This window comes from Paenibacillus nuruki (assembly GCF_001721045.1).
GTDB classification, from domain to species: domain Bacteria; phylum Bacillota; class Bacilli; order Paenibacillales; family Paenibacillaceae; genus Saccharibacillus; species Saccharibacillus nuruki.
On sequence record NZ_MDER01000038.1, the window covers coordinates 158,844 to 173,101 of the forward strand.

Genomic DNA, 14,258 nt, shown 5'->3' on the forward strand with positions numbered 1-14,258 from the left:
GCTATCATGTTACAACTGTTCCATACTTTCTACTTCACGCAGCAACTCTTCAAAACGTCGCAGTTCTTCTTGCTCTTGTATGATTTGATCGGCTGTCCATTCAATAGTAGGATATTGGAAAAAATGACGCAGATCTAATTGTATCCCCCACTTCTCCCGTAGACGTACAATAAACAATGATGCATTCAACGAATGCCCACCTAGCTCAAAAAAGGAGTGTTGAATTCCGATCTGTGATTGTGGTTGATTTAAAATATCCGACCATATTTCAATTAAATCTTGATCCATTTCATGACGTGGAGCGATATATTCTGTTAATGCAATCGTTTCGGTCTCTATATGAAGTAAAGCATTAAGATCAATTTTGCCATTAGGTGTTAATGGCATCTTTTCTATGAGTGCAAAAGAAGAAGGAACCATATAATCAGGCAACTGTGAAAGTAAATGAGTCTGGATATCAGCCAATAACGAAATGGATGTAGAATCCACTAGTACCAAATAGGCAGCTAATGTATACAGATCAGCATGATCTTTAATTGCTAACACAATCGCTTCATTCACTGCGGGTAGACGGGTCAACATTCCTTCAATCTCTCCAAGCTCGATTCGATGCCCTCGAACTTTAACTTGATGATCTATCCGCCCCAAAAATTCGATCTCACCTGAAGGTAACCAGCGTGCCAGATCCCCTGTTTTGTACATTTTGGACGATTGAGCTTGACCTGTAGATTCTGCATAAATAGACGCATTGCTTTCAGTGACTAAAAGTCCATAAGGATCATCTACAAACTTTTCAGATGTAAGAACATCCTGTTTCCAATATCCACGAGCTAACCCTTCACCAGCTATACATAACTCACCGGCTATACCGATCGGTTGCAATTGACCTTGTCCATTTACAATACGAATCTGTGTATTCAATATAGGATGTCCAATTCGAATAGCAGAAGCATCTGTTAATTCATACATTGCTGACCAGACAGTCGTTTCTGTAGGACCATACATGTTATAAATTCGCAGGTTTTTAAATGATTGCACAGCTTGTAGTAAAGATAATGGCAAAGCTTCTCCACCAATTAAAAGTTCTTGCACATTATTTAGACACTGCGCGTCTTCTTTACTATTCATCAACATTTGTAGACGAGAAGGTGTCATTTGGATCATATGAATCTGATGATGTTGAATCAATGCTGCTAAAAGATGCGGATTTTTTTGATGTACTTCTTCTGCTATAACCACAGTCATACCGCTAGTTAATGGAACGAGCGTTTCTAATACAAAAATATCAAATGATAGTGTAGTTAAAGCAAGCACTTTATGACCTGCTGTAAAATGAAGTTCTTGTCGCATTGCTGTAATGAAATTCACTACTGATTGATGTTGAAGCATCACGCCTTTGGGCTGTCCAGTGGATCCAGAAGTATAAATAACATAAGCTAAATGTTTCGAACGAACCGGGATCGGTAGATGTAATTTTTGAGTCGATTCTGTAGCCCATTCTCGATCATCTACCATAATCATTGTTCCTGAATATTCCCAGCCTTTTACAAGGGTACGTTGAGTGATTAATAGGGAAGCTTCACTATTTTCTAACATATACTGCACACGAGCAGCTGGATAATCAGGATCAATCGGTACATAAGCACTTCCTGATTTCAGGATAGCCAGTAGACTAATAATCATCCAATCAGAACGTTCAGTCATAAGTCCAATCAAGCGATCTGGCCCTGAACCATGACTGATTAACAAACGAGCTAGTTGATTCGCCTGCTCATCTAACTGTTGATAGGTCAATTGATGCTCAGACCACATCAGAGCAATCGCATTCGGAGTCTCTTGTGCTTGTTGTTCAAACCATCCATGAATGGTCATCTGATCTGCATAAGCTACTGGAATTGGATTGAATTGATACAATAGTTGTTCTTGTTCACCCGGAGTTAACATATGAAGTTCAGACAATCGAGCTTCAGGAGAATCAATAATAGCAGTTAATAAACACAACCAGTGCTCTGCTATATGTTGAATCGTTTCTTGCTTAAATAAGTGGGTGGCATATTCCCACTGGAATTGAAGTTGCTGTTCTTGTTCTTCTACTTGTAGAGTCAAATCTACTTTGGACACTGCTGCATTGTATTCATAAGCTTTCCACAGCACATCTTTACTTGCTGTATCATCAAATTCCATCGTTTGTACAATAAGCATCGTATCAAATAATGGATTCCGGCTTAAATCACGTCGCAAAGCTAACCCATCTATGATTTGTTCAATGGGTACTTCTTGATTTTCAAACGCTCCAATAGATAGTTGTTTGATCTCTTCTAGAAATTGAATAAATGTGCTATCTGGTTGGGGTTGACTCCGTATCGCTAACGTATTGACGAACATCCCTACGATCGATTGAACATCAGCATGTGATCTTCCAGCAATAGGTGAGCCTGTAATGATATCTTGTTGACCTGTATATTTATGCAATAATGTATGGTAAGCCGCTAATAACAACATGTATAAAGTAACTCCATAATCAGAAGCTAATTTTTTAAGTTGTCGTGTTTCTGAGTCACTAAGCGTGCATAAAAAATGATCACCTTGAAATTGTTGTAACGCAGGTCTGGAGAAATCAGCAGGTAAATTCAAGATAGGCAATTCTCCTGATAACTGATCTAGCCAATATTGAGTTTGTGTACCCATACGATCTGAATGTGTCTGTTGCCATACTGCATAATCTTTGTATTGAAGCTTGAGAGCAGGTAAGGACTGACCTTCATACAGGCGATTAAATTCATCTGTAATAATAGTCAACGAGACTCCATCCGCGATAATATGGTGCATATCAATCAGCAATGCGCTTCCGCCGTTTACAAACTGTACAACGGTTGCACGTAACAAAGGAGCTTGAGTCAGATCAAATGGACGTATAAATGTATCAATAATTGAATCGAATAGATTATGTTCAGCATGAACAATGGATTGATAATCCAAGTCCGATCTTGTAACTTCAAGTTGAAAATGTGATTGAGGATGAATATGTTGCACAGGTTGTTCGTGTACCATTGTAAATGAAGTACGGAACGATTCATGTCGTTGAATCAACTGTTCAAAAACAGACTGTAAACGTGAAATATCTATATGTTGCTCTGTCAGAAGTACATGTGGAATATGATATGCAGAACTGTGTTGTTCCAACTGATCCAAAATAAGCAATCGGCGCTGAGCAGAAGTTACAGGATAATAGGGTTGTTCAGGTGCAGGTTGAATCGACGTAGTTAGTTCATATTCACTTGTTGTAATGAATCTAGCTAGGTCGCGTAATATAGGATATTTAAAAATTTGACGTAACGGTACATCCACCTGACATTGTTGATGAATCAAAGCAACCAGTTGAGATGCTTTTAAAGAATGACCACCTAGTTGAAAAAAGGAATCTGTAGCACTAATTACTTTGACATTCAGCAACTTTTTCCATATATCAGCTAACTTTTCTTCTATTGCACCAGAGGGTTCTACATATTCAGTAGATGTTTGATCCAGTTCTATATTTTGCAAATAGCGACGATCAATTTTGCCATTAGAAGTCACAGGCATATGCGTAATCATCATAAAATGAGTAGGAATCATATAGGATGGTAGTTTGCTAGCTATACGTACACGAATAGCTTCTTCAAGTAAAATGTCTTCTGTATCACTCACTAGATAAGCACACAATACCGCTTGTTGCTGATCATCACGACGATCTAACACAACACATTCTTTAATCGATTTGTCTTCCAAAAGAATGGCTTCGATTTCTCCTAATTCGATGCGGTACCCACGAATTTTCACCTGATGATCTAAGCGTCCCATGTATTCGATATTGCCGTCAGGTAGCCAGCGTGCAAGATCACCTGTACGATACATACGTTGCTGAGGTTGATGTGGAATAGGTACAAACTTTTCAGCAGTAAGTTGCTCCCGATTGAGGTATCCTCTAGCTAATCCTACCCCGGCAATACATAATTCTCCTGGAACACCAATAGGCTGTGGAAGCAAAGCTGTGTTCATAATATACAATTGAGTATTATCTATAGGACGTCCGATAGGGATAGACTGTGTATTGTTGTCTTGGTGTGAACAATCATAATAAGATACATCAATAGTAGCTTCAGTAGGACCATATAAATTAATAAGACGTGTATTATTCGTTTTATAAAGAAGATCATTAAAGCGATTGACTTGTTGCACTTGTAAAGCTTCTCCACTCGCAAATACATAACGAAGACTGGATAACCGTTCTACTTCTGCTTTTAGTTCAAGATGTTCTAGAAAAACAGATAACATCGATGGTACAAAATGAATCGTAGTGACTCCATACTGAGCAATCGCTTGTGCAATCATAGCAGGATCTTTTTCCGCTTCCGGTTCTAAAAAGACTACGCTTGCTCCCTGCGTACTCCACCAGAATAATTCCCATACAGATACATCAAAACTGTAAGGTGTTTTTTGTAAAATAACATCTTGTGAAGTCAGAGGATACTGCTTTTGCATCCAGTGGATTCGATTCACTAAAGATCGATGTTCAATCATCGCTCCTTTAGGATTTCCAGTGGTACCGGACGTGTAGATGACATAAGCCAGATGAGAAGGTTCTACTAGAATAAGATCATCCTCATGATACGCCTCGTTCTCATCAGGCGTTATTGTATCTACCGTAATCAAATGAAGATGTTCAGGTAAACGTGATTCATGCTGAACAGTAGTCACTACTACCTGTGCGCCGCTATCTTGAAGTATAAATTCCAAGCGTTCTTGCGGATGAAAAGGATCAAGGGGAAGATAAGCAGCACCTGATTTGAGAATTGCTAGTAGACTGACCATCATATAATGAGAACGTTCCATCATAATGCCTACAATGTCATCAGGGCGAACACCTTGAGCACGTAACAGACGAGCCAAGTCACTCGATTGCTTATCCAATTGGGTATAAGTCAGTGACGTATGTCCATCTCTTACAGCCAATTGATCTGGTGTGCGTTCCACTTGTTCTGCGAACCACGAATGAATAGTAAGATGAGAAGGATATTCGGCATCTGTAGCATTGAACTCCTCAACCACTTGAGTCCACTCATGAGGAGTCAGCAATTGGATACGCGACAACTCTATATCCGGTGTATGTATAATTTGTTCAATAACACGGGTTAAATGATCTGCCATACGAATCATAAATGATGACTCATAACGATGCAGATTGTATGAAAATGAAATTTCTAATTCCTGACCCGGTACCACCATAACGGTCAAATCATAATTCGTTTGTTCAAATCCGTCGACGTCTGTAATCTGTAAGCTTGCATTACCGTTTTCATCACCATGCGTAATTTCTTCAGATAGCGGATAATTTTCAAAAACAAGAATATGTGACAATAAATTTTGCTTCAATATAGATTGATTCTGAAGTTCTGCAAGCGACTGATAACTGTAACGATTCCCTTCGTTCATAGCAGACTGCATCTGTGCTAATAATGATACAAATGTCTGTTCTTCCTTGCTTTGTACTCTTACAGGTAAAGTATTAATAAATAAGCCTACCATTTCTTCGATTCCTAAAATATGTTCAGGTCTTCCCGAAACGACAGCGCCAAATACCACATCGCGACGACAATTATAACTCTGGAGCATCACTCCCCATGCTGCTTGAAATACAGTACTCACAGTTACTTGATACTGCCTTGCTAATTGTTCTAGCTGATGAGTTAACTGTTGATTCCAGCGAAAAGTATGCTGTTCTAAATCAAATGCCTGTGAATTTTTATCTAATGAACGTATATATCCAGGAATAACCGTCTCTTGATCTAATCCTTCCAAATAATTGTTCCAATAAGTAGAAGCTTCCGTCTTATCTTGACGTTCTATCCATTGAATAAATTGGCTAAATGGATAGACGGTCTCTAATTGAACAGTTGTCTGATCACGTAAAGACGTATAGATAGCAAAGAAATCTTTAGCTACAATGCCTAGACACCAACCATCCATTATAATATGCGGGAAACTCCATACTAATTTTGATATCCCCTCTTTCCATTGAAAAAGAGTGATACGCAGAGGAACATCGCTCTCCAGATCGAACCCGGATATACGATCTTGTTGCTGAAATTCTGTCAGTAGTTGCTGTTTCTGAGCGTCCGAGTGCTGGCGAACATCTTTGATTTCCACACGAGGTGCTTCACGCTCTTTTAAAACGACTTGCAAAGGACGTTCTGTTTCTTTATGCAGAAAAATCGTACGAAAAACATCATAACGATTAATAATCTGTTGCAGACTTTGTTGAACCCAATAAGGGTTCAACGTTTCCTGCAAAGTAATAACATTTTGTTGAAAATAAGCATCTGAATCTGGATCTAATAATGAATGATATAGCATGCCTTCTTGCATTGGAGATAATGGATAAATATCTTGAATTTGTGGCTGACTCAAAGTGCTCATCCTTTCTGGATTAACATACCTTCTGACTGAAAATCATTTCAACTTTCCGCTTAACATGTTGCTAATCTGATCCAATTGACCAATTGAAAGCTGATTATATGTGAAATCCGTAGGACTCTGTTCTGTCGTCTGCTTACCTGTACAATGATCAATCAACTTCAGTAAATAGTGCTGATACTGTTTGGCCAATTTCGCTATAGTCGCTGGAGTATACTGATGACGATTATAATTAAAGGTCATTTTCAGCTGTCCATCATTAACCATCCCATTAATATCCAATGTAAATGCACGTTTCATTTCTGGATGGATTTCCATTCCTACGGATAAAGGAGAAGATTGAAGAAGACGTTGTGATGAATCGTTACTAGCTTCATCAAACTGACCTAAATAATTGAAACTAATTGCTGGTTCTTGAGCAGTACGTAGCTTCTCCAAAGGTAGTGATTCCTGTTCTAATGTTAAATAACGAAGAATGCCATATCCTATACCTTGGTTCGGAACTCTCCTCAATCCATCCTTAATTTCTTTCAACTGATATCCCAGATCATCCGCATGATCTATATTCAAAATATGTGGATACATAACGGTAAACCATCCAACTGTTCTCGAAATATCTATATTGCTGAACAAAGACTCCCGACCATGACCTTCTACGCTGACATGAATCTGTGATCGACCGCTCCATTCATAGAAAGTAAGCCCTAATGCTGTCAGTAAAATATCATTGATTTCGGTATTATAAGCATGGTTGGTCTGTTGAAGTAGACGCTGAGTATCCTCTTTACTTAGAGTCATTACTTCTTCACGACTATCTTGTTCATATCCATCATCTATAACAGGCATATCTTGTGGCAACGGTTCTTGTTTCTGTGATGCCCATGTATTCCAGTATGCCAACTCTTCTATTGCTTTTTGTTCATTAGAGTATTGGTCTAAACGTGCTGACCACTCTGCATAAGAGTCGCTTTTGGAAGGGAATTGGATAGGCTGTTTTTGTAAAATTTGCTGATAGCCTACTTCCAAATCTTCCAATAAAATTCTCCATGACACGCCATCTACCACCAAGTGATGAATGACAATGAACAATTGATCTTCTTCTGGCGCTTGAAATAGAGCTGCACGAATTAAAGGTCCTTGCTCTAGATTCAAACTATGCTGAAGACGATCTGCTATTTGCTCTATCTGTTCATACGCTTGTGTCTGGGAGTATTGAGAATAATCATGTGCATCTAACAGGTATAAATGTTCTTCTTTTATACTGCGATGTTGTGCAGATACAATGTCTTTATGCTGCTTATATACCATTCTCAAAGCATCATGATGTTCAACCACTTGCTGAAATACTTGATTCAGTACATCTATATCTATTCGGTTAGTACTTTGAAGCATGACTGCTTGATTATAATGTTGATGTTGCGCCAGATTATATTTAAAAAATCGTTTTTGAATAGGTGTAAGTAGAGCTTCACCTTGTACTTCATCCTGAAAAATTTGACGCTCTACTTTCTCAATATAAGGAGCAATACTGACAATATCTGAGTATCGGAAAAGATCCCGAATTTCCATTTTGAGTCCTTGACGATTAAGACGTGATGCTATTTGTAAAGCCTTGATTGAATCGCCACCATATTCAAAAAAGTTATCTGTGATGCCTACTTGGCGAATGCCTAGTACTTCTTGCCATACGTTAGCTAATATCTGTTGTACCTCAGTCTGCGGAGCTTCATAAGCTTGAGTATGACGCTGATTAAGATCAGGTTCAGGTAATGCGCGACGATCAATTTTACCGTTAGCAGTCACTGGCATATGATCCAAAAATACAAAATGAGCTGGAATCATATACTCAGGAACATATAGAGCCAAGAAAGAGCGTAATTCGGCTATATCTACTACTTGATTCAAATCAGGCACGATATAAGCGCACAGTTCTTGTCCTTCATCAGAGACTTGACGGGTCATTACATGTACTTCACTAACGACTTCATGACGGAATAAGTGAGTCTCAATCTCACCCAATTCGATTCGATACCCTCGAATTTTTACTTGATGATCAATTCGCCCTAGATATTCGATATTTCCATCGGGCAACCAACGAGCGAGATCTCCTGTGCGATACATTTTTTGACCGGGTACAAATGGATTCTCGATAAATTTCTCTGCTGTTAATTCAGGTCGATTCAAATATCCTCGAGCCAACCCTACTCCTGAAATGCATAGTTCTCCAGCAACTCCAATAGGTTGCAAATGATACTGTGCATCTACTATAAATAATTGAATATTATCTATAGGTTTACCAATAGGTACTTTTACAACTTCGTTTGTTGAAGGGCAATCATAATAACTGACATCTACTGTTGCTTCCGTAGGTCCATACAGGTTAATAAGTTCTGCTCCATAATGAGTTGCAATTAAACGATTAAATCGTTCTACTAATCTCACTGGTAAAGCTTCTCCACTTGCAAAAACGCGGCGAAGGCTTCGAATTTGATGAATACGAGAAGAATTTTCTAATACATCTAGAAAAGCAGATAGCATTGAAGGTACAAAGTGCATAGTAGTCACATGATGCTTTTCTATTTCAGTTAAGATAATCTCAGGATCTTTTTCTCCTCCTGGTGGCAATAAAACTACTTTAGCGCCTACTTCTCCCCACCAGAACAGTTCCCATACCGAGACATCGAAGCTGAATGGAGTCTTTTGCAATATCACATCTTCTGTTCCCAAAGGATAGCGATTTTGCATCCATTGCAGACGATTGATCACAGAATGATGTTCAATCATAGCTCCTTTAGGGCGACCTGTTGAACCCGATGTGTAGATAACATAAGCAAGATTTGTAGATTGACTCATAGGCGATAGATCATGCATATGTTCATCGTACATTTCTGATTCTTCTAATATAAAAGTAGTCCCAGCAAAAGCGATGGATTCTCCAAGATGAGATTGTCGTAATAACCATGAAGTCTGGCTATCCTCTAAAACAAATTGAATACGTTCTTCAGGATGTGAAGGGTCGATCGGTAAATAAGCGCCCCCTGCTTTGAGAATTCCTAGAATACCAACCACCATTTCAAGTGAGCGTTCTACCATCAGCCCAACAATAGCATCAGGCTCTACACCTTGATTGCGTAATTTCATGGCTAACGTATTCGCTCTAGCATTTAATTCTGTGTACGTGATCTGACGATCTCCGCAAATTAAAGCAATATGATCAGGTATTTTGTGTACTTGTTTTTCCCATAGTTGATACAACGTATCCTGCTCAGCATATGGAGCTGCTGTATGATTAAATAAGAACAATTGGTCTTGCTCTTCTTTTTGCAATAAAGGTATATCTGCTATAGATGTTTCTGGATTAGAAGCAATAGCTACTAAAATCGCCATATAATGATTAAGCATTTGTTGTGCTGTTTCTATACGAAATAATTTAGTAGCATATTCTAAAGAAACAATTAATTTATCTGTAAATTCTTCGACATTTAAGGTTACATCAAATTTGGCAATACCCATTTCGAAATCAACCGGACGGAAAGTTAGGCCTTCTACTTCGATCTGTTTCATACCCGTATTTTGGAGAACGAACATGACATCAAATAAAGGATTACGACTAACATCACGGCGCAAATTCAAACGTTCGACCACTTCTTCAAATGGAATATCTTGATGCTCATAAGCTGTTAACGTCTGTTGCTTGGTCTGTTCAAGCAATTGCATAAATGTCTGTTCAGGGTCTATATGAGTACGAATTGGTAATGTATTAACAAACATACCGATGATTTGCTCAATATCTGGATGAGGTCTACCTGCAATAGGTGAACCAATCACCAGATCTTGTTGACTCGTATAGCGATACAACAAACTAGCATAAGCAGCTAACATCACCATATAAAGAGTCGTTCCAGATTTGGCACATAACGCATACAATTCCCGAGTCAGTTCCGGCTTCAATTCCTGTATCAGACTACTGCCTTCAAAATTTTTCATAACTGGTCGATTCCAGTCAGTTGGCAGATTGAGCACAGGAACATCTTTGCCCTGATCAAATAGTTGTTCCCAGTACGGGAGCTGCTTTTCTCTAGTCTCTTCCATCATACTTTGTTGCCATACCGCATAGTCTTTATATTGAATACGTAGCTCTGGTAATTCTTCTTGCGCATATAAACGGCTAAATTCTTCCACAAATACTTCTATAGATATACCGTCTGTAATAATATGATGCATATCTGCAAGCAATATATGATAATCATTAGCAACCTCAATAAGTTCTACACGCAGTAATGGTGCTTGATCCAATGAAAATGGACGGATAAAAGATTCCATCAGTTGTGCCGGATCTGCAAAATCATCTTCACGATAACTGACTTGAAAATCAACCTGAGGATGAATTTTTTGTACCGGTTGTCCATCGACAAAGTGGAAAGAAGTACGTAACGATTCGTGACGTTCAACCATAGCTGCAAATGCTTTTTCCAACCGTGTTTGATCTAATTTCCCCTGTAATTCTAATACAGCGCTCATGTTATAAGCTTGCTGAGTATCGCCTAACTGATCAATAATGAACAGTCTTTTTTGCGCTGATGAAACATCATAATATTCTTGAATAGGTGCTACTTCAATTTCAGTGTAACCTGTATCTTCAACACCTCTTACTAGTGGTGCCATTTGACGTATGGTTGGATAAGCAAATACATGACGTATAGGTAATTCAACACCGAATTGCTTGGTAATCCGTCCAACTAACATTACTGCTTTGAGTGAATGTCCACCCAGTTCAAAAAAAGAATCGTCAATTCCAACACGACTAATACTCAATACGTCTTCCCAGATTTGAGCCATTTCTACCTCTGTTGTATTACGAGGTTTGGCATAAGAAGAAGTCGTTATTGGCGAATCGGTCGGTGCAGGAAGCGCTTTGCGGTCGATTTTACCATTAGGCGTAAGTGGTAAAGTCTCTAGATGAACAAAATGCGCAGGAATCATATACACTGGAAGTTGTGCTAGCAATATTGTTCGTAATACTTGAATATCAATTGTTCCTGTAACATAGGCACAAAGATATTTATCTCCTTGTTCATCTGTACGATCGGTTACAATAGCTTGCTCAACCATCGACTGAGCTAGCAGTACAGATTCGATTTCGCCTAATTCAATACGATATCCTCGAATCTTCACTTGATAATCGATTCGTCCAATAAAATCAACCTGCCCATCAGGTAACCATCGTGCTAGATCACCTGTACGATATAATCTACCTTTTTCAGAAAAGGGATTTGTAATAAATTTCTCTGCGCTAAGTTCAGGACGATTCAGGTATCCACGAGCAACAGACTGTCCACCTATACATAATTCACCGGCTACACCTACAGGAACTGGACGAAGATACTGATCTACGATATAAAAAGAATGATTGGCCAGAGGTCTTCCAATAGGTACATTACCGCTAACTGGTAAATGATCTGCGTCCTCTTCGTAAAAACTAGAATCAATCGCTGCTTCAGTGACTCCGTAACTGTTCATAATACGCATACGTGATCCAAACCGTTCAAGTAAAACTCGATAATCTTGTACACTACAACTATCTGAACTGGTAATTAATAATTTCATCGTATCCAGTCGAATATGTTGCTCATATATTTCTTTCATTAGAGGTAAAATTAAAGCAGGTGTAGATTCAAATACAGTAATTTGATGTTTGACAAGATATTGTGATAATGCAGAAGGATCAATCCGAACGTCTTGCGGACAGATCACCATTGTTCCTCCATTTAAGAAAGTACGTGCCATGTCTCCTGCAAATACATCGAAAGAAAAGCTAGCAATTTGCAATAACTTTACTGCAAATTCTTTCAGACGATAGTCATCTCGATATCCGTATGCTGTGTTCACATATTGACCGTGTTCAATCATAACGCCTTTGGCATTGCCTGTTGTTCCAGAAGTATAGATGATGTAAGCAAGGTCAGAATCATCCACACTTTCGTTTTCTACAACAGCCGTAGTTTCACGTTCTTTTAACTGATCGATATATATCGTCTGACCTGTATAGTTACTATTTTCCAGAGCAGATACCAGATAAGATTGGCTTATTAAAAGTGCTGTTCCACTATCTTGTAACATATAAGCAATGCGTTCTGAAGGGTACGTGGGATCAACAGGTATATAAGCACCACCTGATTTCATGACTGCAAGTGCTGCAATAATCATTTGTGCCGAACGTTCAACCAGAATAGCTACTGGATGACCACGACGTACCCCTTGCTGTTGTAATACTTGTGCCAGTTGATTCGCACGTGCATTTAATTCGTTATAACTAAGTTCTTCATACTCATCTATAACTGCTATATGATCAGGTGTAAGCAAAGCTTGTTGCTCAAATAAGGCATGAAATGTAGTTGGTACACGATCTGTATGTGGACCACTCCAATTTTCAAGAATGATCATAGATTCTTCTTTTGTCATCATATTGATTTCGATAAGAGGTCTTTCAGGTGACTGTATTGCTTGTGTTAACACTTGTATCAAGTGTCCTTCGATCTGCTTCATTATAGATTCATCATATTTTTGACGATTATAAGATAACAAAATAGTAAATTGTTCTGCATCTTCGATTTCAATATTGAAATCATACGGTGTTTGTTCAGATAAATGAGCATTTGTGATATGAAAACCTAGCTTTTCAGCCCATTCATTTTGTTGGACAAGATCTTGTAATGGATAATTTTCAAATACCATAATATGATCAAGCAGTTGTTGCTTCAATTCACTACGAGATTGAATTTCGGCTAATGAACAATAATCATATGTCTGCGCTTCGATCATCAATTGACGAATGTGTCTAAATAATTGTGCAAATGTCTGTTCACTCGACATCTGAATACGCACTGGAATGGTGTTGATAAATGAACCTACCATTCGTTCAATCCCTTGAATCTGTGGTGGCCGACCTGAGATCACCGTTCCAAAGACTACATCTTCACGCTGATTATATCTTCCAAGGATAACTCCCCAGACCGCTAGAAAAAGATTACTTACTGTAACTCCATAAGATTCACTGGTTTGACGAAGCAAACGACTCAATGAAACACTTAACTGAAAAGAATGCTCTCCTATTTCATAGGAAGATGTAGGTTTAATTTGAAGATCGCTTTTCCCAGTTAAAGTACTGATAGAAGGAATTGTTGATTGTTGATCATATCCTTGTAAAAGGTTCTCCCAATAGGACTGAGCTTCTTCTTCATTTTGTTGTTCTAACCATTTGACATATTGACTGTACATAACAGGCTCAGCTAACTGAATAGTATGACCATTACGTAGTGCTGCATAAATAGTCAATAATTCTTCTAGAACAATCCCCAGACACCAACCATCCATAATAATATGGTGGAAAGTAAAAAGAATAGTATATTGTTCTGTTCCTGTATGAAGTACAGAAATACGTATTAATAAATCTTTAGTTAGATCAAATGGAGTCTGACGATCTTTCTTTATCTGCTCTGCTATATCATCTGAAGTGTGCATCCCATCTATATATTGAATAGAAATAGAACGTTCTTTAAAAATAATTTGACGAGGACGTGCCATATTTTTGTGATACAAATTGGAACGCAACGTTTCATGGCGCTGAATCACGGTTTGCATACTTTGCTCTAACATAGAATGATCCAATTCGCCTGTAATAGATAATTGTACTTGTTCGATATAAGCGGATGAATCAGGCTCCATCATCGAATGAAATAACATGCCCTCTTGTAGCGGTGTAAGATAAACCATTTTTTCAATTTCAAGACGCTTACTCATGATGA

General features: G+C 38.4%; 2 protein-coding genes. Both read right to left on the bottom strand.

Annotated elements, in window-relative coordinates:
* Positions 1-9 precede the first annotated feature (9 nt).
* Entirely contained in the window at positions 10-6,447 is a 6,438-nt protein-coding gene (locus PTI45_RS11085; protein ID WP_069327636.1) for a non-ribosomal peptide synthetase, read from the bottom strand.
* Between the two features lie 42 nt (positions 6,448-6,489).
* The gene (locus PTI45_RS11090) at positions 6,490-14,253 is read right to left on the bottom strand and encodes a non-ribosomal peptide synthetase (protein ID WP_069327637.1); all 7,764 of its coding nucleotides are present in this window, start codon (positions 14,251-14,253) and stop codon (positions 6,490-6,492) included.
* Positions 14,254-14,258 lie beyond the last annotated feature (5 nt).